Below are 21545 nucleotides of genomic sequence, written 5' to 3' on the forward strand. Positions count from 1 at the left end.
GGAGGGATCAGTAAGGTGCGACCACAGTCGATACAGATTACTGCCCGGGTCACTCCAATGCACCACCGATTTCCGCGCCACGCACCCTGCCACCCCCCGCCCTGTCCCGGCTGTCGGTGCCGGGTGGCAGGATCGAGGCATGCGTGACGTGCTCGATGCCAACCCCTATGACGCCCTGCTCCTGCTCTCCTTCGGCGGCCCCGAAGGCCCGGACGAGGTGGTCCCGTTCCTGGAGAACGTGACCCGCGGGCGCGGTATCCCCAAGGAACGCCTCGAGGAAGTCGGGCAGCACTACTTCCTCTTCGGCGGGGTCAGCCCCATCAACGACCAGAACCGCGCCCTGCTGGACGCGCTGCGCAAGGACTTCGCCGGGCACGGCCTGGACCTGCCGGTCTACTGGGGCAACCGCAACTGGGCGCCCTACCTCACCGACACCCTGCGCGAGATGGTCCAGGACGGCCGCCGCCGCATCCTCGTCCTCGCCACCAGCGCCTACGCCTCGTACTCCGGCTGCCGCCAGTACCGCGAGAACCTCGCCGACAGCCTCGCGGCCCTGGAGGCGGAGGGCCTGGAACTGCCGAGGATCGACAAGCTGCGGCACTACTTCAACCACCCCGGCTTCCTCGAACCCATGATCGACGGGGTGGTCCGCTCGCTCGCCGACCTCCCGGAGGACGTCCGGGACGGCGCCCACATCGCCTTCTGCACCCACTCCATCCCGGACAGCGCCGCGGACACCTCCGGCCCCGTGGAGGAGCACGGGGACGGCGGGGCGTACGTGGCCCAGCACCTGGACGTGGCCCGGCTGATCGCCGACGCGGTCCGGGAGCGCACCGGCGTCGACCACCCCTGGCAGCTCGTCTACCAGTCCCGCTCGGGCGCCCCGCACATCCCCTGGCTGGAGCCCGACATCTGCGACCACCTCGAGGAGCGGCACGCGGCCGGGGTGCCGGCCGTGGTGATGGCCCCCATCGGCTTCGTCTCCGACCACATGGAGGTCCTCTACGACCTCGACACGGAGGCCATGGCCAAGGCCGGGGAGCTGGGTCTGCCGGCGCGCCGTTCGGCGACCGTCGGCGCCGACCCGCGGTTCGCCGCCGCGATCCGCGATCTGATCGTGGAGCGCGCGGCGACCGAGCGCGGGCAGGACGTCACACCGTGCGCCCTGGGCGCCCTTGGGGCGAGCCACAACCTCTGCCCCGTCGGCTGCTGCCCGGCCCGCGCCCCGCACCCCGCCGCGGCAGGTGCCGACAGCCCCTACGCGTGAGGAGCCCCGTGACCGACCCCCTGCACGCGGAACTGCTGGAACTGGCCCGGGCGGCGGCCCGCCGCGCGGGCGAGCTCCTGCGGGACGGCCGCCCGGCCGACCTCGCGGTCGCGGCGACCAAGTCCAGCCCGATCGACGTCGTCACCGAGATGGACATCGCGGCGGAGAAGCTGATCACCACGATGATCGCCGAGCGCCGCCCGGAGGACGGCTTCCTCGGTGAGGAGGGCGCCTCCACCGAGGGCAGCAGCGGCGTCCGCTGGGTGATCGACCCCCTCGACGGCACGGTGAACTACCTGTACGGCCTGCCCACCTGGGCCGTGTCCATCGCCGCCGAGCAGGACGGCGAGACCGTGGTGGGGGCCGTGGTGGCCCCCATGCGCGGCGAGGCGTACCACGCGGTGCGCGGCGGCGGGGCGTACGCCACGGGGGCGTGGGAGGGCGAGCGCGAGCTGAGGTGCCGGCCCTCGCCGCCCCTGGACCAGGCCCTGGTCTCGACCGGCTTCAACTACGTCACCGAGGTCCGCGCCCACCAGGCCGACGTGGCGCGGCGGCTGATCCCCCTGCTGCGGGACATCCGCCGTGGCGGTTCGGCCGCGATCGACCTGTGCGACGTCGCGGCGGGCCGCCTCGACGGCTACTACGAGCGCGGGCTGCACCCCTGGGACCTCGCCGCCGGCGACCTGATCGCCCGGGAGGCGGGCGCGCTCACCGGCGGCCGCCCCGGGGCCGGCCCCGCGTACGACCTGACGGTCGCCGCCAGTCCGGGCGTCTTCGGACCCCTCCAGCGGCTCCTGGAGGACTTCGGAGCCTGGCACGACTGAGCGGGACGGTCCCCGCGCCCTTCGGGGCGCGGGGACGCACACGAACGGGCCCCGGCGCTGGATTCGCCGGGGCCCGCTCGCGTACGAGCCGATCAGACGCTGTACGCGCCGACCTCCACGCCGTGTTCGGCGGCAAGGCGACGCAGGTCGTCGAGTTCGCCCTGCTCCACTTCGACGAGGAAGTCGTCGCCCTCGTCGCGAGCCCGCGTGAGATCGGACTCGGTCGCCCTTATGCGCTGCAGAAGTCCTGCGGTGAATGCGTCCATGCTGCGCCCCCTCGTCCTGGGTCGGTGGGTCGGTGGCACGGGGGTGTGCCGTTGGGAAGGGACGATCACGTCCGAAGCGGATGCCCGGCGCCACCCGGCCGGGCGGCCGCGGTGCCGGACATCCACGCCCCGCTCTGCGGAAGCGGACTGCGTCGCACCGCATGGTGGTGCGGTACATGCAGAGCGTGATCGCGGGATGTAAACCCGTCCTCCCCAAGCTCTCTTCCGCGGAAACCTCGGCGCGCGAGAAAATCTCGTACCCCCGGCCCGTTCGCCCGGACGTTCCCCCGTGGCCCCGCCGCCCGTCACCGGCCGTTCTCCCGCCTTACAGCCGACTTACGGCCGAAAAGGGCAGGATGGAGGCAACACACCCACCAGCACCCCCGCCCGCGTGCGCCCCGAGGCGCTGCGCGGGCGCGGGACATGAGGAAGGACAAGCGACGTGCGCGTACTCGTCGTCGAGGACGAGCAGCTGCTCGCCGATGCGGTGGCCACCGGACTGCGCCGGGAGGCCATGGCCGTCGACGTCGTGTACGACGGTGCGGCCGCCCTGGAGCGCATCGGAGTCAACGACTACGACGTGGTCGTCCTCGACCGCGACCTCCCGCTCGTCCACGGCGACGACGTCTGCCGCAGGATCGTCGAGCTCGGCATGCCCACGCGCGTGCTGATGCTCACCGCGTCCGGCGACGTCAGCGACCGGGTCGAGGGCCTGGAGATCGGCGCCGACGACTATCTGCCCAAGCCCTTCGCCTTCAGCGAGCTGATCGCGCGCGTGCGCGCCCTCGGACGGCGCACCAGCGTGCCGCTGCCGCCCGTGCTGGAGCGCGCCGGGATCAAGCTCGACCCCAACCGCCGCGAGGTCTTCCGCGACGGCAAGGAGGTCCAGCTGGCGCCCAAGGAGTTCGCCGTGCTGGAGGTGCTGATGCGCAGCGAGGGGGCGGTGGTCTCCGCCGAGCAGCTGCTGGAGAAGGCGTGGGACGAGAACACGGACCCGTTCACCAACGTGGTGCGGGTGACCGTGATGACCCTGCGCCGCAAGCTGGGCGAGCCGCCGGTCATCGTGACCGTCCCCGGCTCGGGCTACCGGATCTGATCGCCATGGCCGCCACCCCCACGCCGGCCTCCCCGCAGGCCCCCCCGAAGCCCACCTGGGACCCCCGCAGGCCGGTACCGCCCTTCCCCTGGCTGCGCCCGACCATCCGGATACGGCTCACCCTGCTCTACGGCGGCATGTTCCTGATCGCCGGGATCATGCTGCTGTCGATCATCTACCTGCTCGCCGCGAACGCGCTCAACGTGGGCAGCGACCTGCCCTTCCGGATCCTCTCGGGGCAGGTCTCCAGCGACCTGTGCAACCTGCGCAGCGCCGAGCTGCCCGCGGACGAGCTCAACCGGGCGCTCAACGACTGCGTCAACGAGCAGCGCCAGCACGCCCTGGACGACCTGCTCAGCCGCTCGCTGCTCGCCCTGCTCGGACTCGCGGTCATCGCCTTCGCCTTCGGTTACGCCATGGCCGGCCGGGTCCTGTCGCCGCTGGGCCGGATCACCCGCACCGCCCGCGCGGTGGCCGGTTCGGACCTGTCCCGCCGGATCGAGCTGGACGGCCCGGACGACGAGCTGAAGGAGCTGGCCGACACCTTCGACGACATGCTGGAGCGGCTCCAGCGGGCGTTCACGGCCCAGCAGCGCTTCGTCGGCAACGCCTCGCACGAGCTGCGCACCCCGCTGGCGATCAACCGCACCCTGCTCGAGGTGCACCTCTCCGACCCGGAGGCGCCGGTGGAGCTCCAGCAGCTGGGCAAGACGCTGCTGGCCACCAACGAGCGCAGCGAACAGCTCGTCGAGGGCCTGCTGCTGCTCGCCCGCAGCGACAACCAGATCGTCGAGCGGGGGCCCGTGGACCTCGCCGAGGTCGCCGGCCAGGCCATCGACCAGGTGCACGCCGAGGCGGAGGCCCGGCACGTGGTGATCCGGGGCGAGCGCCGGCCCGCGGTCGTCCAGGGCAACGGCGTGCTGCTGGAGCGGATCGCCCTGAACCTGGTGCAGAACGCCGTGCGCTACAACGTGCCCGAGGACGGCTGGGTCGAGGTCACCACCGAGGTCCAGCACGGCCAGGCGGTCCTCGTCGTGTCCAACACCGGCCCGGTCGTCCCGGCGTACGAGATCGACAACCTCTTCGAGCCGTTCCGCCGGCTGCGCACCGAGCGCACCGGCAGCGACAAGGGTGTCGGACTCGGCCTGTCCATCGTGCGGTCGGTCGCCCGGGCGCACGGCGGACACATCTACGCACAGCCGCGGGAGGGAGGCGGGCTCGTGATGCGCGTCACCCTCCCGATCTGACATCATGCCCCCGACACAACGGGGTGTTCGCTTTGCGCGGAATTTTCGGGACGCGTGTCCGGGATGCCCATGTGTGATCGATCACAGGGGCGTTTTCCCGTACTTCCACTCTCCGTGATCATGTATCGCGTCGGAAGGTCGGGAAAGTCCCGGTTTTCGGGGGCCCTGATCACGGGAAGTACACGGTGAGGCGCCTTTGATGTGCGGCGTCGGGACCGTGTACGGTCCCCATCGCCATCCAAGCCGATCACTCGTGAGCGATCCGTTTGGGTGTCGATTGAGTAACAGACCTTGATGTGAGGCAAAATCTCCGCCTCAGGTCGGGCACAAGTCCGGCCTCTCACGCGTTACGTGCGCTGGAGACACCGCATACACCCAGAGGGGGAGAGCGACTATGGCAACCGACTACGACACTCCACGCAAGACCGACGACGACGTCGACTCGGACAGCCTGGAGGAACTGAAGGCCCGGCGGAACGACAAGTCCGCCTCGGCCGTGGACGTCGACGAATTCGAGGCCGCCGAAGGCCTCGAGCTGCCCGGGGCGGACCTCTCGAACGAGGAGCTGGCCGTCCGGGTCCTGCCCAAGCAGCAGGACGAGTTCACGTGCATGAGCTGCTTCCTGGTCCACCACCGCAGCCAGCTGGCCCGCGAGAAGAACGGCCAGCCGATCTGCCGCGACTGCGACTGAGGCGGGGTCGGCCGTGACCGGCTCGACCCCTCCGCGGAAGCGCCGCTTCTTCCCGAAGGGAGCGGACAAAGGGCCCCGGCAGGGCCCGCAGCACGACACGCGTGACCAAGAGCGAGGCTCAACCGGTTCCGGGGCGGCCTCGCTCGAAGCGGCATCCGGCCGGGGTGACCTCCCGGCGTCCCTGGAGGTCACCGCGCCGGTGGCGCACAGGCGGGCCGCCGCGTTCCGTGAGAAGGCCCGGGAAGGCGCCCGCAAGGGCGGTGCCCGCGCCCGCGCGGGGCTGGCGCACCTGGCGGACCGGATCATCGAGATCGCCCCGCGTGTGCCCGTACGCGACCTCGCGACGCTGCGCCGGCAGTTCCCCGGGCTCGGACCCGAGGAGCTCGCGGACAAGCTGGTGGCGGGTGCCGCGAAGGCCACCGCGACGGTCGGGGCCGGGGTCGGCGCGGCGGCGATGATGCCCGTACCGCCCGCGATGCCGACGGAACTGGCCGCGGAGATCACCGGCGTCGCCGCGATCGAACTCAAGCTGATCGCCGAACTCCACGAGGTCTACGGCGTACGGCCGCCCGGCGGGCCGGCCCAGCGCAGCACCGTGTACCTGAACTCCTGGTCGGAGGAGCGCGGAGTCGAGGCCACCAAGCCGTCGACCGTGAGCGCGGCGTTGAACAGCCGGATGAAGCGCGAGCTGCGCCAGCGGATCATGAAGCGGACGGTTCGTAATCTGCCGAACCTGATGCCGTTCCTGGTCGGGGCGGCGGTGGGGGCGGTCATGAACCGCAGGGACACGAGGAAGCTTGCGGCGCGTATCCGGGAGGATCTGCGGAGGATCCAGGTGCCGTGGGACGCGTTGGCGGCGCTGCCCGCCCTGGAGCAGCCCGAGGACGTCCTCAGGGAACTGGGCGGTCCCCAGACCCCCTGAAGCCGCCTCCCGTGCCGGCGCCCCCCCCAGGGGCGCGGGGAACTGCGCGACGGTGGTGCCTCTCCGGTACCTCACCAGCCGGCGGAAGAACAGCTCACCCAGGGGCGCGGGGAACTGCGCGACGGGCGTGCGGCTCCGGTGCCGCGCCGACCGGCGTGAGGTGCGCCTACCTCGCCGCTCGCAGCGCCTGCGCCAGCCGTTCCGGTTCGCGGGTCGACAGGAAGACGTAGGGAGTCGGGTCCTCGGGGTCGGTGATCTCCGCGCGGACCGCGCCCGGGATGTACGCCCGCAGCAGCATGAAGCAGCGCGGGTCCGCCTTGTGGGTCCGCCAGGCCCGCGCCTCCTCGGCGTCCAGGATCTCCGCCTCGCCCAGCGCCGACAGCGGGATCTTCGCCTCGCCCGCGATCAGATGACCGCCCACGACCCGGATGCGCACCGAACCGTACGAGCTGGCCACGACCGCCGCGGCGGCGGTGCCGCCGGCCAGGCCGCCGAGCATCGGCAGCGTGCCGAACGGCAGCAGGATCAGCGCCATGGAGACCCCCGTCAGGATGCAGAGCACCCACCAGGAGCGGGGGGCGGTGAGGCGTTCTTCGTACGGAGTGGCGGAGAGCTGCATGGATCCAAGCTTGGCACGGTGTCGGGAGGCATCTCACGCGCGGGTAAGGTCTGCGCCTGTGAGTGGTACTTCCGCAGCTCTTCAGCCTCCCGCCGACGCCGTGCAACCGGTGCGTCACCCGGACGCCCCCGCCCCCGGCGAGCTCCTCGGCGCCCACTACGGCCAGTGCTTCGGCTGTGGCGACGGGCAGCCCCACGGACTGCACCTGGAGGCCCGCGCCGGCGAAGGCGTGACGATCACCGCCGAGTTCACCGTGCAGGCCGCCCACCAGGGCGCCCCGGGACTGGCACACGGCGGGGTGCTCGCCGCCGCCCTGGACGAGACGCTCGGCTCCCTCAACTGGCTGCTGCGCACCATCGCGGTGACCGGCAGGCTGGAGACGGACTTCGTCCGGCCCGTGCCGGTCGGCACCGTGCTGTACCTGTCGGCGGAGGTGACGGCGGTGGCCGGCCGGAAGATCTACGGCACCGCCACCGGACGCATCGGCGGTCCCGAGGGACCCGTCGCGGTCCGTGCCGACGCGCTGTTCATCGAGGTCAAGGTGGACCACTTCGTCGACCACGGCCGCGAGGAGGAGATCCGGGCCGCGATGAGCGACCCCGACCAGGTCCGCCGCGCGCGTGCCTTCGAGGTGAACCCGTGAGCGGGCCCCGCCCCGGCGCGCTGGAGGTTCTGCTCCGCCGCGTCGACCCCGACGTACCGCTTCCGGCGTACGAGCACCCGGGCGACGCGGGGGCCGATCTGCGGACCACCGAGGCCTGCGAACTGGCCCCCGGGGAACGGGCCGTACTGCCCACCGGGGTGTCTGTGGCGCTGCCCGAGGGGTACGCGGCCTTCGTGCACCCGCGATCCGGTCTTGCCGCCCGCTGCGGCGTCGCCCTGGTGAATGCCCCGGGGACGGTTGATGCCGGGTACCGTGGGGAGATCAAGGTGATCGTGGTGAATCTCGACCCGCGCGAGTCCGTGCGGTTCGAGCGCTTCGACCGGATTGCCCAACTGGTCGTCCAGCAGGTCGAGAGGGTCCGCTTCGTGTCGGTCGCGGAGCTTCCCCCCTCGGCCCGGGCCGAGGGGGGCTTCGGGTCCACCGGCGGCCATGCCGCGGTGGAAGAAGGTAAGAGCGGCACAAGCGTTCAGGCCGCCGTGGGCGGTACAGCGGGTGGGAATCGATACGCTTCGGTCGTATCCGACCGGGAAGGACAGTGACGTGTTCGGACGTCGCAAGAAGAACGATGCCGCCGACGGTGCGGCCGGCGAGGCCGAGCAGGTCGTCGACGCGGAGGCGGGCGGCGAGGAGGCCGAGCGGCTGAGGCTCGAGCCGGCGCCGCGGCCCGACGGGCCGTGGGACAGCACCGAGGTGCGCGAACCCGGAGAGGGCCGGGTCGACCTGGGCGGGCTGTTCGTGCCCGGCGTCGACGGAATGGAGCTGCGGGTGGAGGTCGCCGGCGACGCGATCGTCGCGGCCACCGTCGTGCTGCGCGACAGCGCCATCCAGCTTCAGGCCTTCGCCGCGCCCAAGCGCGAGGGCATCTGGGGCGAGGTGCGCGAGGAGATCGCCTCCGGCATCACCCAGCAGGGCGGCATCATCGACGAGGTCGAGGGCCCGCTGGGCTGGGAGCTGCGTGCCCAGGTGCCGGTGCAGCTGCCGGACGGCACCGGCGGCTACCAGGTCGTGCGGTTCGTCGGTGTGGACGGCCCCCGCTGGTTCCTGCGCGGAGTCATCTCCGGTCAGGGCGCGGTGCAGCCGCAGGCCGCCGGGCTGCTCGAGCAGATCTTCCGGGACACGGTCGTGGTCCGCGGCGAGGGCCCGATGGCACCGCGCGACCCGATCGTGCTCAAGCTGCCGAACGACGCGCAGATGGTCCCCGAGAACGTGCAGCAGGAGGAGGGCGGCTCCCGCTTCGCCGGCGGCATGGGCCAGCTCCAGCGCGGACCGGAGATCACCGAGGTCCGCTAGCCGGCGCCCCGCGAACGGCCCGGTTCAGCCGGAGCCGGCCAGGGCCGCGTCCCCGCACGGGGAGGCGGCCCTTTCACGTGCCACGTGCACACGTGCACTCGTGTACTCGTGCATGGACGACCCCGGGCGGACGTCGTACGGGTCCGGTCCACTGCCCCGGCTCCGCGGTGGCCCGCACACGGACGGGCGTGCGCGGTGCACGTCCCGTCCCGCCGCAGCGCCCGCCCACCCGGTCCACCCCGCCCACCCGTCCCCCCGTCCCCGGCCATTGATCGACCAGGTGCCGGGCAGGGATACTGGCGCCCGGTCCACGGGGAGGGCAGCCGATGAGTCAGGTGGTCACCGAGACCATGGTGCGCGTCGAGGACGTGCACAAGTCGTACGGCACCGGAGCCGCCGCCGTCCACGCGCTGCGCGGCGTCTCCCTCGACGTCCCGCGCGGCGAACTCGTCGCCCTGAAGGGACGCTCGGGATCGGGCAAGACCACGCTGCTGAACATCGTCGGCGGCCTCGACGCCCCCGACCGGGGCCGGGTCCACGTCGACGGGCGCGACCTCGCGGAGCTGGACGAGAACGGGCTGCTCGCCCTGCGCCGGGACCGGATCGGCTTCGTCTTCCAGTCCTTCGGCCTGCTCCCGATCCTCACCGCCGCCGAGAACGTCGGCGTCCCGCTGCGGCTGCGCCGCGCCGACCCGCGCGAGCGCGAGGAGCGCGTCGAACTGCTGCTGTCCCTCGTCGGCCTCGCCGACCACGCGGCACAGCGGCCCGGCGAGCTGTCCGGCGGCCAGCAGCAGCGGGTCGCCATCGCCCGGGCCCTCGCCAACAGCCCCTCCCTCCTCATCGCCGACGAGCCGACCGGCCAGCTCGACGCCGAGACCGGGCACGCCGTCATGGAGCTGCTCCGCGCGGTCGTCCACAGCGAGCACGTCACCGCGCTCGTCGCCACGCACGACGCCACCCTGCTCGACCTCGCCGACCGCGTGCTGGAGCTGAGCGACGGAGAGATCGTCGAACCCTGAGCCCGGCCGGGCCGGCCGGGCCCCGGCGCCCGCCCCGCGGGCAGGGCCCGGGACAATGAGGGCATGGGACGTGGCAGGCTTCGGATCCACCTCGGCGCGGCACCGGGCGTGGGCAAGACCTACGCGATGCTCGCCGAGGCACACCGGCGCGCGGAGCGCGGCACCGACTGCGTGATCGCCTTCGCGCAGCCGCACGGCAGGCCGCGCACCGAGGCGCTGCTGGAGGGCCTGGAACGGATCCCGTACGTGGAGAATGGGCCCGGCGGGGCGGCCGTCGCGGAGATGGACCTCGACGCCGTCCTGGCCCGCCGCCCCCAGGTGGCCCTGGTCGACGAACTCGCCCACACCAACGCCCCCGGCTCCCGCAACGCCAAGCGCTGGCAGGACGTCGAGGAACTGCTGGCCGCCGGGATCGACGTGCTCTCCACCGTCAACATCCAGCACCTGGAGTCGCTGGGCGACGTCGTGGAGTCGATCACCGGCGTACGGGAGCCGGAGACCGTACCGGACGAGGTGGTGCGGCGGGCCGACCAGGTCGAGCTGGTCGACATGACCCCCGAGGCGCTGCGCCGCCGCATGGCGCACGGCAACATCCACCAGCCGGACGAGGTCGACGCCGCGCTGTCGAACTACTTCCGCCCCGGCAACCTCACCGCGCTCAGGGAACTCGCCCTGCTGTGGGTGGCCGACCGGGTCGACGAACACCTCCAGCGCTACCGCAGCGAACACCGGGTCTCGGCGATCTGGGGCTCGCGCGAGCGGATCGTCGTCGGCCTGACCGGCGGACCCGAGGGCCGCACCCTGATCCGGCGCGCCGCGCGGCTGGCGGAGAAGGGCGCCGGCGGCGAACTGCTCGCCGTGTACATCTCCCGCAGCGACGGGCTCACCGCCGCCTCGCCCAAGGAACTCGCCGAGCAGCGCACCCTCGTGGAGGACCTCGGCGGCAGCTTCCACCACGTCGTCGGCGACGACATACCGGTCGCCCTGCTCGCCTTCGCGCGCGGCGCCAACGCCACCCAGCTCGTCCTCGGCTCCTCGCGCCGCAAGGCCTGGCGGTACGTCTTCGGCCCCGGCGTCGGCGCGACCGTCGCCCGGGACTCCGGACCCGACCTGGACGTGCACATCGTCACCCACGAGGAGGCCGCCAAGGGCCGCGGACTGCCCGGCGCCCGGGGTGCCCGGCTCGGGCGCTCCCGGCTGGCCTGGGGCTGGGCGGTCGGCGCGGGCGGCCCCGCCACGCTGGCGGTGCTGCTCAGCGCCGTGGACCTGGGACTCGCCAACGACATGCTGCTGTTCCTGACGCTGACGGTGGCGGCGGCCCTGCTCGGCGGGCTGTGGCCGGCGCTCGCCTCGGCGGCGGCCGGCTCCCTGCTGCTGAACTACTTCCACACCCCGCCCCTGCACACCTGGAGCATCGCCGACCCGAAGAACATCATCGCCATCGTGATCTTCGTCGGGGTCGGCGCCTCGGTGGCGTCCGTGGTCGATCTCGCGGCCCGGCGCACCCACCAGGCGGCCCGGCTGCGCGCCGAGTCGGAGATCCTCTCCTTCCTCGCCGGCAACGTACTGCGCGGCGAGACCGGCCTGGAGGACCTGCTGGAGCGGGTCCGGGAGACCTTCGGCATGGAGTCGGCCGCCCTGCTCGAACGCGCGGGCGACGTCGAACCCTGGACCTGCGCGGGCCACGCGGGCCGGGGACGGCCGGTGGAACGGCCCGAGCAGGCGGACGTGGAGGTACCGGTCGGCGACCACATGGCGCTGGCGCTCACCGGCCGGGTGCCGCCCGCCGAGGACCGCAGGGTCCTCGGCGCCTTCGCCGCGCAGGCCGCCGTCGTCCTGGACCGCCGCCGGCTGCGCGAGCAGGCCGACCGGGCCCTCGCCCTCGCCGAGGGCAACCGCATCCGCACCGCCCTGCTGGCCGCCGTGAGCCACGACCTGCGCACCCCGCTCGCCGGGATCAAGGCGGCCGTCACCTCGCTGCGCTCCGCGGACGTCGAGTGGTCGCCCGAGGACCGGGCCGAACTGCTGGAGGGCATCGAGGACGGCGCCGACCGCCTGGACCACCTGGTGGGCAACCTGCTCGACATGTCCCGGCTGCGCACCGGCACGGTCACCCCCCTGATCCGCGAGATCGACCTGGACGAGGTGGTGCCGATGGCGCTCGGCGGGGTGCCCGAGACCGGCGTCGCCCTGGACATACCCGAGGCCCTGCCCATGGTCGCCGTCGATCCGGGACTGCTGGAGCGGGCGATGGCCAACGTGATCGAGAACGCCGTCAAGTACAGCCCCGCGGGACTGCCCGTCCTGGTGGCCGCCAGCGCCCTCGCCGACCGGGTCGAGGTACGGGTCGTCGACCGCGGCCCCGGCGTCCCCGACGAGGCCAAGGACCGTATCTTTGAACCCTTCCAGCGGCACGGCGACGCCCCGCGCGGCGCCGGTGTCGGCCTCGGCCTGGCCGTCGCCCGCGGCTTCGCCGAGGCCATGGGCGGCACCCTGAACGCCGAGGACACCCCCGGTGGCGGTCTCACCATGGCGCTCACCCTGCGCGCCGCGGGAACGCACCGCGAACCCGTACCGGACGGGCAGACCGCACCACCCGCAGAACCGGAAAGGCAGCTCTCATGACCCGTGTGCTGGTGGTCGACGACGACCCGGCCATCGTGCGCGCCCTCGTGATCAACCTCAAGGCCCGCTCCTACGAGGTCGACTCCGCCCAGGACGGCACGGCGGCCCTCCGCGCGGCCGCCGCGCACCAACCCGACGTGGTCGTCCTCGACCTGGGCCTGCCCGACATGGACGGCGTCGAGGTGATCAGGCAGCTGCGCGGCTGGACCCGGGTGCCGATCCTGGTGCTGTCCGCGCGGCACGCCTCCGACGAGAAGGTCCAGGCACTGGACGCGGGCGCCGACGACTACGTCACCAAGCCCTTCGGCATGGACGAGCTCCTGGCCCGGCTGCGGGCCGCCGTGCGCCGCGCGGAGCCCGCCGGCGACGCGGGGGACGCGGTGGTGCAGACCGCCGCGTTCACCGTCGACCTGGCCGCCAAGAAGGTCAACCGCGAGGGCAGGGACGTACGGCTCACCCCCACCGAATGGCATCTGCTGGAGGTGCTGGTGCGGGCCGGCGGGCGGCTGGTGGGGCAGAAACAGCTGCTGCGGGAGGTGTGGGGGCCGTCGTACGGGACGGAGACCAACTACCTCCGCGTGTACATGGCGCAGCTGCGGCGGAAGCTGGAGGCGGATCCGTCACATCCGCGGCACCTCATCACCGAGCCGGGCATGGGCTACCGCTTCGAGAAGTGAAGGAGTGAGGGCTGCCGGGGCAGCGTGCCCTGACGGCCGACGGACGGCCGGCGGCGGCCGGTTCGGGCCGGGGAAGCAGGGGGTACGTAACCGTCAGTGCACCCCGGTACGCTTCAGATATGAGTGCTGTTCCTCGTCCCGAGAAGCCGGCAGGCCGGTTCCGGCGCATGCTCGACCGGCTCTCCTCGTCTCAGGAGGACCTGGAGTCCGAGGAGCTGCGTGAGGACGCCGAGACCGCCGGCTGTACGCGGATAGGCGACTGCCAGGACCGGCAGATCGTGACGGTTACTGGTACCTTGCGCACGGTCACGCTGCGGCCGCGCGCGGGAGTGCCGGCCCTGGAGGCCGAGCTGTTCGACGGCTCCGCCGCGCTGGACGTGGTGTGGCTCGGACGGCGCTCCATCGTGGGGATCGAGCCGGGCCGCAGGCTGATCGCATCGGGCCGGATCTCGATGAGCCGGGGCCGCCGCGTGCTGTTCAATCCGAAATACGAACTGAGACCCCTCGGACGGGAGTAGCCGGTGACGTCACTCGACAAGCCGACAACCGAAGACACATCCGCGGACGACGCCCGGGCGGTGACGGAGGCCGCCCTGTTCGAGGCGTTCGGCGGGGTGCGGGGCATGGTCGAGACGGTGCTGCCCGGGCTCCTCTTCGTCAGCATCTACACGGTCAACAAGGACCTGCACATGTCGGCGATCGCGGCGCTCGCCGTGGCGCTGGTGATGGTCGTGGTCCGGCTGGCCCGCAAGGACACCGTCAAGCACGCCTTCAGCGGTGTCTTCGGCGTGGCCTTCGGTGTGGTCTTCGCGATGATGACCGGCAACGCCAAGGACTTCTACCTGCCGGGCATGCTCTACACGCTGGGCCTGGCGCTGGCGTACATCGTCACGGCGATGGCGGGTGTCCCGCTGATCGGTCTGATGCTGGGCCCGGTCTTCCGGGAGAACCTCTCCTGGCGGACCCGCAACCCCGGACGGAAGAAGGCATACACCAAGGCCAGCTGGGCCTGGGGGCTGATCCTGCTCGGCAAGAGCGCGATCCTCTTCCCGCTGTACTGGTGGGCGGACACCACCCAGCTGGGCTGGGTGCTGGTCGCGCTGAAGATCCCGCCGTTCCTGCTCGCGGTGTATCTGACCTGGGTGTTCCTGGCGAAGGCGCCCCCGCCGATCGACGTGTTCGCCGAGATGGAGGCGGAGGAACGCGCGGAGGAGGAGCGCAAGGCCGCCGCCGCGCGGGAGGACGGCGGGACCACGACGGCCGGCCGTCACCGCCGAGAGTCCTAGTCCGCACGGAAGAGGGGGGCGCCCGGAGATCTCCGGGCGCCCCCCTCTTCTCGCCTTACGCCTCCTTACGCCTCCTTGCGGACCGAGAGCAGGTCCTCCAACTGCTCCTCGCGCGCCTGCGCGGCCACGAAGAGGAGTTCGTCGCCGGCCTCCAGGGAGTCCTCACGGGTCGGCGTCAGGACGCGGGTGCCGCGGATGATGGTCACCAGCGAGGTGTCCTGCGGCCACTCGACGTCCCCGACCTGGGTGCCGGCCAGCGCCGACTCCTCCGGCAGGGTCAGCTCCACCAGGTTGGCGTCACCGTGGCTGAAGCGCAGCAGCCGGACCAGGTCGCCGACGCTCACCGCCTCCTCCACCAGGGCCGACATCAGCCGCGGGGTGGAGACGGCGACGTCCACCCCCCAGGACTCGTTGAACAGCCACTCGTTCTTCGGGTTGTTCACCCGGGCGACGACCCGCGGAACGCCGTACTCGGTCTTGGCCAGCAGGGAGACGACCAGGTTGACCTTGTCGTCGCCCGTCGCGGCGATGACGACGTTGCAGCGCTGGAGCGCCGCCTCGTCCAGTGACGTGATCTCGCAGGCGTCGGCGAGCAGCCACTCCGCCATCGGGACCCGCTCGACCGAGATGGCGGTCGGCGCCTTGTCGATCAGCAGGACCTCGTGGCCGTTCTCCAGCAGCTCGCCCGCGATCGAGCGGCCGACCGCGCCGGCTCCGGCAATGGCGACCCTCATCAGTGACCGCCCTCCTCTTCGGGCCCCTTGGCGAACGCCGCCTCGACCCGGTCGATCTCATCGGTGCGCATCATCACGTGCACCAGGTCCCCCTCCTGCAGCACGGTCTGCGAGCTGGGCAGGATGGCCTCGCCGAGCCGGGTCAGGAAGGCCACCCGCACCCCCGTGTGGTCCTGCAGTCTGCTGATCCGGTGCCCCACCCAGGCCGTGGAGGTGTGCACCTCGGCGAGCTGGACGCCGCCGGTGGGGTCGCGCCACAGCGGTTCGGCGCCCGACGGCAGCAGCCGGCGCAGCATCTGGTCGGCCGTCCAGCGCACGGTCGCCACCGTGGGGATGCCGAGGCGCTGGTAGACCTCCGCGCGGCGGGGGTCGTAGATACGGGCGGCCACGTTCTCGATGCCGAACATCTCGCGGGCCACCCGCGCGGCGATGATGTTGGAGTTGTCGCCGCTGGAGACGGCGGCGAAGGCGCCCGCGTCCTCGATGCCCGCCTCGCGCAGGGTGTCCTGGTCGAAGCCGACGCCGGTGACCCGGCGGCCGCCGAACGTGGAGCCCAGCCGGCGGAAGGCGGTGGGGTCCTGGTCGATCACGGCGACCGTGTGGCCCTGTTCCTCCAGGGTCTGGGCCAAGGCGGAACCAACCCGTCCGCAGCCCATGATGACAATATGCATCGCGTCACACCGCGCTTCCTGCAGGCCCTTCGACCTTCATGACCTTCGTGCTCATGTCTCTCTTTCGGCTCGCCCGGCGGGACAACGCGGCCCACGAGCGGGCCGCCGGGCAACATCATGCCGGGGGAGGGCGGCCCCGACGCCCTCCGGGGTCGGGCCGTGCCGGGTCCAACGTATCCGCAGCCGCCCGGTCCGCCTCCGAGCGGTCAGCGACGCGTGATGCTGCGCACGCTCGCCACGGTGAGGATGCCGAGCACGACGAGCGCGGCCGCGGCGCCGATCAGTTCTGCGGTCGCGTGCATGGGACCTCCACGGGACGTGGCGACTACGGCCGAGTGGCTAGTCATATAGGCATGAAACTCTTGCGACCTGCGGAATCCGCGCCCCGGCCGCCGGTGATTTCACCCGGAGGGCAGACGGCGTAAGGACGCCGTATGGATTGGGGTGGTGGGTGGGTCGCACCCGGTGCGACGGCTTACGATCCTCAGTTGTGTCCAAACTGACCGACGTGCCCAAACGTATTCTCATCGGGCGCGCACTGCGCAGCGACCGGCTCGGGGAAACGCTTCTGCCCAAGCGCGTTGCCCTCCCCGTCTTCGCCTCCGACCCGCTGTCCTCCGTGGCCTACGCCCCCGGCGAGGTACTGCTGGTCCTGTCCATCGCGGGCCTGTCGGCGTACCACTTCAGCCCCTGGATCGCCGTGGCGGTCGTCGTGCTGATGTTCACCGTGGTCACCTCCTACCGCCAGAACGTCCGCGAGTACCCGAGCGGCGGCGGCGACTACGAGGTCGCCACCACCAACCTCGGTCCCAGGGCCGGCCTCACCGTCGCCAGCGCCCTGCTGGTCGACTACGTCCTCACGGTCGCCGTGTCGATCTCCGCGGGCATCGAGAACCTGGGCTCGGCGGTCCCGTTCATCGTCGAGAACAAGGTGGCCTGCGCGATCGGTGTGATCGTGCTGCTGACGCTGATGAACCTGCGCGGGGTCAGGGAGTCGGGCACGCTCTTCGCGATCCCCACGTACATCTTCGTCACCGGCGTCTTCCTCATGCTCGCGTGGGGCGCCTTCCGCGCGGTCGTGCTCGGCGACGAGATGCGGGCACCGACCGCCGACTTCGAGATCAAACCCGAACACCCCGGCCTCGCCGGCTTCGCCCTGCTCTTCCTGATGCTGCGCGCCTTCTCCTCCGGCTGCGCCGCGCTCACCGGGGTGGAGGCGATCTCCAACGGCGTCCCCGCCTTCCGCAAGCCCAAGTCGCGCAACGCCGCGACCACGCTCGCCATGATGGGCCTGCTCGCCGTCACCATGTTCTGCGGGATCATCGCGCTGGCCTCCGCCACCGACGTCCGCATGGCGGAGAACCCGGCCACGGACCTGATCCACGACGGTGTGCCGCTCGGCCCCGACTACGTCCAGGACCCGGTGATCTCGCAGGTCGCCGAGGCCGTCTTCGGCCACGGCAGCCTCCTGTTCATGATCCTCGCCGCCGCCACCGCGCTGGTGCTGTTCCTCGCCGCGAACACCGCCTACAACGGCTTCCCGCTGCTCGGCTCGATCCTCGCCCAGGACCGCTACCTCCCCCGCCAGCTGCACACGCGCGGCGACCGCCTCGCCTTCTCCAACGGCATCGTGCTGCTCGCGGGCGCCGCCGGACTGCTGGTGTGGATCTACGGCGCCGACTCCACGCGGCTGATCCAGCTCTACATCGTCGGCGTCTTCGTCTCCTTCACGCTCAGCCAGACCGGCATGGTCCGGCACTGGAACCGCCTGCTGGCCACCGAGAAGGACCGGACCAAGCGCCGTCAGATGATCCGCTCCCGGGCCATCAACACCTTCGGCGCCTTCTTCACCGGCCTGGTCCTGGTCGTCGTACTCGTCACCAAGTTCACCCACGGCGCCTGGGTCGCGCTGCTCGGCATGTGCATCTTCTACGCGACCATGACGGCCATCCGCAGGCACTACGACCGCGTCGCCGAGGAGATCGCGGCCCCGGACGCCCCGACCGACGACAGCGTGCGGCCCTCCCGGGTCCACTCCGTCGTCCTCATCTCCAAGATCCACCGCCCCGCGCTGCGCGCGCTCGCCTACGCCAGGCTGCTGCGCTCCGACACCCTGGAGGCGCTCACCGTCAACGTGGACCCGGACGAGACCAGGGCCCTGCGCGACGAATGGGAACGACGCGGCATCGACGTACCCCTCAAGGTGCTCGACTCCCCGTACCGCGAGGTCACCCGCCCGGTGATCGAGTACGTCAAGAGCGTGCGCAAGGAGGCACCGCGCGACGTGGTGTCCGTCATCATCCCCGAGTACGTGGTCGGCCACTGGTACGAGCACCTGCTGCACAACCAGAGCGCGCTGCGCCTCAAGGGCCGGCTGCTGTTCACCCCGGGCGTGATGGTGACCTCGGTGCCCTACCAGCTGGAATCCTCCGAGGCCGCCAAGAAGCGGGCCCGCAGGCGCCAGGACTGGGCCGCCCCCGGCTCGGTGCGCCGGGGCCCCAAGGAGCGGGCGAAGGACTCCTCCCCGCACACGTAGACTGGTGGGCTGTTGTTCCCCCGGGCCCACGGGCCCCGGGGGCCCGCCCGTTCCCGATGTTGTGGAGTCACCCCGCCATGCAGGCAGAACCGAGGAAATCACTGGTGGGGGAGGAGTACGAGGTCGAGGTCGGCCCCGTCGCCCACGGCGGCCACTGCATCGCCCGTACGTCCGAGGGCCAGGTCCTCTTCGTCCGGCACGCCCTGCCCGGTGAACGGGTCGTCGCGCAGGTCACCGAGGGCGAGGAGGGGGCCCGCTTCCTCCGCGCGGACGCGGTGCGGGTGCTGGACGCCTCCAAGGACCGCATCGACGCCCCCTGCCCGTTCGCGGGCCCCGGCCGCTGCGGCGGCTGCGACTGGCAGCACGCCAAGCCCGGCGCCCAGCGGCGCCTCAAGGGCGAGGTCGTCGCCGAGCAGCTCCGGCGCCTCGCCGGGCTCACCCCGGAGGAGGCCGGCTGGGACGGCACCGTGATGCCGGCCGAGGGCGACAAGGTCCCGGCCGGCCAGGTCCCGGCGTGGCGCACGCGCGTGCAGTACGCCGTGACCGCCGACGGCCGCGCGGGGCTGCGCCGGCACCGCTCGCACGAGGTGGAGCCGATCGACCACTGCATGATCGCCGCGGAGGGTGTCAGCGAGCTGGGCATCGAGAAGCGCGACTGGACCGGCATGGACTCCGTCGAGGCGATCGCGGCCACCGGCTCCCAGGACCGCCAGGTCGTCCTGACCCCCAAGCCGGGCGCCCGCCTGCCCCTGGTCGAGCTCGACCGCCCCGTCTCGGTCATGCGCATCGACGAGCGCTCCGGACAGCTCCACCGCGTCCACGGCCGCCCCTTCGTCCGCGAACGCGCCGACGGCCGCACCCACCGCGTCGCCGGCGGCGGCTTCTGGCAGGTCCACCCGAAGGCCGCCGACACCCTCGTCACCGCCGTCATGCAGGGCCTGCTGCCCCGCAAGGGCGACATGGCCCTCGACCTCTACTGCGGCGTCGGCCTCTTCGCGGGCGCCCTCGCCGACCGGGTCGGCGACGCGGGCGCGGTCCTCGGCATCGAGTCCGGCAAGCGCGCGGTCGAGGACGCCCGCCACAACCTCGCGGACTTCCCCCGCGTCCGCATCGAACAGGGCAAGGTCGAATCGGTCCTGCCCCGCACCGGCATCACCGAGGTCGACCTCGTCGTCCTCGACCCGCCCCGCGCGGGCGCCGGCCGCAAGACGGTCGAACACCTGTCGTCCCTCGGCGCCCGCAGGATCGCCTACGTCGCCTGCGACCCGGCGGCACTCGCCCGCGACCTGGCGTACTTCCGGGACGGGGGGTACCGGGTACGGACGCTGCGGGTGTTCGATCTGTTCCCGATGACCCACCATGTGGAGTGTGTCGCCATCCTTGAACCGGCCGCAAAGGGCTCCTGACCTGCGGTTTTGTCCGTGCGCATTATGTGCGTTGTGTGCGTTACGGGCGATATCTTGACGCTGAAATGACGCTCGTGACGCTCATTTGACGCTCGTTCTGATGGGGAGTCAGTTGGTTCTTCCTGCGGTGGCGGTGGGCCGGAGTCCTCCTGCGGAGGTGAGGGCACGAACGACCCGCAACTCTTATCCGGCCACTGTCCAGTGCACGCTCAGGAGCAGTTGCTTGCCCAGAGGTGCTTCGGTGTCGTGCCGGCGCATCTTCATCTCGCCGTAGTGGAAATCCGACGAGCCTGGCTCGTTTTTGCCATCTTCCAACGCTTACTGACCCTCAAAGCGTGGTGTCGTAGGGGCTGACGCCTCGTGATCCCTGCGGTATGCCGACTGCATGAGGTATGCGCAAGGGGGCGGACTGACCGGTGAACGGCGGGTCTTCCGCGAAAAGTTGAGGATGGAGGCGGCCGAGCGGTTCGCCCAGGGCGATGAGAACTCGGTCATCGCGCACGACCTGCGGGTCAGCGTCCGATCGGTTCAGCGCTGGCGCAGAGCCTGGTCGCAGAACGGGCCCCGGGCCCTGGCCTCCAAAGGTCCGGCGTCACTGCCGCTGCTCAGTGACGAACTGTTCGCCGTGCTCGAGCGGGAACTGGCCAAGGGGCCGGTGGCACACGGCTGGCCGGACCAGACCTGGACCCTGTCGCGGATCAAGACGCTGATCGGGCGCCGGTTCCACAAGAGCTACACCGTGCAAGGGGTGGCCGCCCTGCTCAAGCGGCACGGCTGGAGCTGCCAGGTCCCCGCCCGCCGGGCACTCGAGCGGGACGAGGCGGCGGTGGCCGGCTGGGTGAAGGAGACCTGGCCGAGCGTGGAAGAACCGTGGCGGCGCTCGACGCCTGGCTCGTCTTCGAGGACGAAGCCGGATTCTCGATGACGCCGCCGACCACCCGCACCTGGTCCCGCCGCGGCCACACCCCCGTGATCCGCGTCCGGGGCCGCTCCCGCCGCCGCTTATCGGTGGCCGCCCTGGCCTGCTACAAGTCCGGCGAACCCTCCCGGCTGATCTACCGGCCCTGCCCGGACGCCCGGCCCGACGGGCGCAAGAGCTTCTCCTGGAAGGACTACCGCGACCTGATCCAGACCGCCCACCAGCAGCTCGGCGGCCCGATCGTGCTGGTCTGGGACAACTTGAACACTCATCTGACAGCCGGCATGCGCCGTTACATCGCCGACCGCGACTGGCTCACCGTCTTCCAACTGCCGCCCTACGCACCCAACCTCAACCCAGTCGAGGGCATCTGGTCCGTCCTACGACGCACCACCACGGCCAATCGTGCCTTCGCCGACCCTGACGATCTGATCACCGCCGTCCGGCGCGGCCTACGCCAGCTCCAGTACCGCCCCGGCGTCCTCGACGGCTGCCTTACCGGCACCGGCCTCCGGCGCCAGCCACCATGACGACATCACGCATTCAAGGTCAGTAGCAGCATCAACTCGTGAAGTTCGCGCCGGCCCCGCGAGACTGCTGCCACCTCCGCCGGGTACACCGCCACAATCTCGAAGGCACGCCTCCGATCCGCGATCGGCACGGTTTCGAAGGGGGCACTGGGATGGGGACCCAGGGTCTTTGAGAAGTCTCGAGGTGGGCGGTTTGCCTGCTGAGCTCCGGATGTGACGATTTGTCGCCTTCTGCCCGTGGCATGCCCTGGACGTA

The 21545-nt window shown here is 71.7% G+C and carries 21 protein-coding genes; 17 read left to right on the top strand and 4 right to left on the bottom strand.

What is annotated here, in order from left to right; all coding sequences use genetic code 11:
- The first annotated feature begins 139 nt into the window (after positions 1-139).
- Positions 140-1267 (top strand): ferrochelatase, encoded by a 1128-nt coding sequence (locus ACZ434_RS29530; RefSeq protein WP_468461179.1) that lies wholly within the window; start codon positions 140-142, stop codon positions 1265-1267.
- An 8-nt stretch (positions 1268-1275) separates the two neighbouring features.
- Complete coding sequence (locus ACZ434_RS29535) at positions 1276-2091, top strand: inositol monophosphatase family protein (RefSeq protein ID WP_468461181.1); 816 nt, start codon at positions 1276-1278, stop codon at positions 2089-2091.
- Positions 2092-2183: 92 nt separating this feature from the next.
- On the opposite strand, the gene ACZ434_RS29540 is transcribed toward ACZ434_RS29535, so the two are convergent.
- A complete protein-coding gene (locus tag ACZ434_RS29540) occupies positions 2184-2357 on the bottom strand; it encodes a hypothetical protein (protein ID WP_015657365.1) in 174 nt (57 codons plus the stop codon).
- 442 nt (positions 2358-2799) lie between these two features.
- On the opposite strand from ACZ434_RS29540, the gene ACZ434_RS29545 reads away from it, so the two are divergent.
- From ACZ434_RS29545 to ACZ434_RS29560, 4 genes are all read left to right on the top strand, one after another.
- Positions 2800-3453 (top strand): response regulator transcription factor, encoded by a 654-nt coding sequence (locus ACZ434_RS29545; protein ID WP_007387794.1) that lies wholly within the window; start codon positions 2800-2802, stop codon positions 3451-3453.
- Positions 3454-3458: 5 nt separating this feature from the next.
- Complete coding sequence (locus ACZ434_RS29550; protein WP_468461183.1) at positions 3459-4700, top strand: sensor histidine kinase; 1242 nt, start codon at positions 3459-3461, stop codon at positions 4698-4700.
- Positions 4701-5094: 394 nt separating this feature from the next.
- The gene (locus ACZ434_RS29555; RefSeq protein ID WP_003993510.1) at positions 5095-5391 is read left to right on the top strand and encodes a DUF4193 domain-containing protein; all 297 of its coding nucleotides are present in this window, start codon (positions 5095-5097) and stop codon (positions 5389-5391) included.
- A 13-nt stretch (positions 5392-5404) separates the two neighbouring features.
- A complete protein-coding gene (locus ACZ434_RS29560) occupies positions 5405-6313 on the top strand; it encodes a hypothetical protein (protein ID WP_468461185.1) in 909 nt (302 codons plus the stop codon).
- A 166-nt stretch (positions 6314-6479) separates the two neighbouring features.
- On the opposite strand, the gene ACZ434_RS29565 is transcribed toward ACZ434_RS29560, so the two are convergent.
- The gene (locus ACZ434_RS29565) at positions 6480-6932 is read right to left on the bottom strand and encodes a DUF3093 domain-containing protein (protein WP_468461187.1); all 453 of its coding nucleotides are present in this window, start codon (positions 6930-6932) and stop codon (positions 6480-6482) included.
- A gap of 58 nt (positions 6933-6990) precedes the next feature.
- Between ACZ434_RS29565 and ACZ434_RS29570 the strand changes: the two genes are divergently transcribed.
- From ACZ434_RS29570 to ACZ434_RS29605, 8 genes are all read left to right on the top strand, one after another.
- Positions 6991-7575: a PaaI family thioesterase gene (locus tag ACZ434_RS29570; RefSeq protein WP_468461189.1), complete on the top strand. Its 585-nt coding sequence runs from the start codon at positions 6991-6993 to the stop codon at positions 7573-7575.
- Complete coding sequence (gene dut / locus ACZ434_RS29575) at positions 7572-8135, top strand: dUTP diphosphatase (RefSeq protein ID WP_468461191.1); 564 nt, start codon at positions 7572-7574, stop codon at positions 8133-8135. Before ACZ434_RS29570 ends, dut begins: the two co-directional genes overlap by 4 nt.
- 1 nt (position 8136) lies before the next feature.
- A complete protein-coding gene (locus ACZ434_RS29580) occupies positions 8137-8886 on the top strand; it encodes a DUF3710 domain-containing protein (protein ID WP_468461193.1) in 750 nt (249 codons plus the stop codon).
- Positions 8887-9212: 326 nt separating this feature from the next.
- Positions 9213-9905, top strand: a complete 693-nt coding sequence (locus tag ACZ434_RS29585; RefSeq protein ID WP_468461195.1) for an ABC transporter ATP-binding protein — start codon at positions 9213-9215, stop codon at positions 9903-9905.
- A 63-nt stretch (positions 9906-9968) separates the two neighbouring features.
- Complete coding sequence (locus ACZ434_RS29590) at positions 9969-12530, top strand: DUF4118 domain-containing protein (protein ID WP_468461197.1); 2562 nt, start codon at positions 9969-9971, stop codon at positions 12528-12530.
- Positions 12527-13207, top strand: coding sequence for a response regulator (locus tag ACZ434_RS29595; RefSeq protein ID WP_468461199.1), 681 nt, complete (start codon positions 12527-12529; stop codon positions 13205-13207). Before ACZ434_RS29590 ends, ACZ434_RS29595 begins: the two co-directional genes overlap by 4 nt.
- Positions 13208-13326: 119 nt before the next feature.
- Positions 13327-13725 (top strand): OB-fold nucleic acid binding domain-containing protein, encoded by a 399-nt coding sequence (locus tag ACZ434_RS29600; protein WP_078903143.1) that lies wholly within the window; start codon positions 13327-13329, stop codon positions 13723-13725.
- Between the two features lie 3 nt (positions 13726-13728).
- Positions 13729-14493, top strand: coding sequence for a DUF3159 domain-containing protein (locus ACZ434_RS29605; protein WP_468461202.1), 765 nt, complete (start codon positions 13729-13731; stop codon positions 14491-14493).
- 65 nt (positions 14494-14558) lie between these two features.
- On the opposite strand, the gene ACZ434_RS29610 is transcribed toward ACZ434_RS29605, so the two are convergent.
- Both ACZ434_RS29610 and ACZ434_RS29615 read right to left on the bottom strand, forming a co-directional pair.
- Positions 14559-15227 carry a potassium channel family protein gene (locus tag ACZ434_RS29610; protein ID WP_468461204.1) on the bottom strand — a complete coding sequence of 223 codons (669 nt, stop codon included), beginning with the start codon at positions 15225-15227 and terminating at the stop codon, positions 14559-14561.
- Positions 15227-15898: a potassium channel family protein gene (locus ACZ434_RS29615; protein ID WP_468461206.1), complete on the bottom strand. Its 672-nt coding sequence runs from the start codon at positions 15896-15898 to the stop codon at positions 15227-15229. The genes ACZ434_RS29610 and ACZ434_RS29615 overlap by 1 nt, the downstream gene beginning before the upstream one ends.
- 490 nt (positions 15899-16388) lie before the next feature.
- Between ACZ434_RS29615 and ACZ434_RS29620 the strand changes: the two genes are divergently transcribed.
- The 3 genes from ACZ434_RS29620 (at position 16389) to ACZ434_RS29630 (ending at position 21289) form a co-directional block, all read left to right on the top strand.
- On the top strand, positions 16389-18434 hold the full coding sequence (locus ACZ434_RS29620) for an APC family permease (RefSeq protein WP_468461208.1): 2046 nt from the start codon (positions 16389-16391) through the stop codon (positions 18432-18434).
- 77 nt (positions 18435-18511) lie between these two features.
- Positions 18512-19840 (top strand): class I SAM-dependent RNA methyltransferase, encoded by a 1329-nt coding sequence (locus ACZ434_RS29625; RefSeq protein WP_468461210.1) that lies wholly within the window; start codon positions 18512-18514, stop codon positions 19838-19840.
- Between the two features lie 385 nt (positions 19841-20225).
- Positions 20226-21289, top strand: a protein-coding gene (locus ACZ434_RS29630; protein WP_468461212.1) for an IS630 family transposase whose coding sequence is annotated in 2 segments (ribosomal slippage) — positions 20226-20669 and positions 20672-21289 — 1062 coding nt in all. Because the reading frame shifts where the segments join, the coding sequence is not laid out codon by codon here.
- Positions 21290-21545 lie beyond the last annotated feature (256 nt).

It is taken from the genome of Streptomyces sp. NPDC030893 (assembly GCF_055571535.1).

Coding starts and splice junctions, on each gene's coding strand:
- ACZ434_RS29530 (WP_468461179.1), top strand. CDS start 140: ATGCGTGACGTGCTCGATGCCAACCCCTATGACGCCCTGCTCCTGCTC.
- ACZ434_RS29540 (WP_015657365.1), bottom strand. CDS start 2,357: ATGGACGCATTCACCGCAGGACTTCTGCAGCGCATAAGGGCGACCGAG.
- ACZ434_RS29550 (WP_468461183.1), top strand. CDS start 3,459: ATGGCCGCCACCCCCACGCCGGCCTCCCCGCAGGCCCCCCCGAAGCCC.
- ACZ434_RS29555 (WP_003993510.1), top strand. CDS start 5,095: ATGGCAACCGACTACGACACTCCACGCAAGACCGACGACGACGTCGAC.
- ACZ434_RS29565 (WP_468461187.1), bottom strand. CDS start 6,932: ATGCAGCTCTCCGCCACTCCGTACGAAGAACGCCTCACCGCCCCCCGC.
- ACZ434_RS29585 (WP_468461195.1), top strand. CDS start 9,213: ATGAGTCAGGTGGTCACCGAGACCATGGTGCGCGTCGAGGACGTGCAC.
- ACZ434_RS29590 (WP_468461197.1), top strand. CDS start 9,969: ATGGGACGTGGCAGGCTTCGGATCCACCTCGGCGCGGCACCGGGCGTG.
- ACZ434_RS29595 (WP_468461199.1), top strand. CDS start 12,527: ATGACCCGTGTGCTGGTGGTCGACGACGACCCGGCCATCGTGCGCGCC.
- ACZ434_RS29600 (WP_078903143.1), top strand. CDS start 13,327: ATGAGTGCTGTTCCTCGTCCCGAGAAGCCGGCAGGCCGGTTCCGGCGC.
- ACZ434_RS29610 (WP_468461204.1), bottom strand. CDS start 15,227: ATGAGGGTCGCCATTGCCGGAGCCGGCGCGGTCGGCCGCTCGATCGCG.
- ACZ434_RS29615 (WP_468461206.1), bottom strand. CDS start 15,898: ATGCATATTGTCATCATGGGCTGCGGACGGGTTGGTTCCGCCTTGGCC.
- ACZ434_RS29625 (WP_468461210.1), top strand. CDS start 18,512: ATGCAGGCAGAACCGAGGAAATCACTGGTGGGGGAGGAGTACGAGGTC.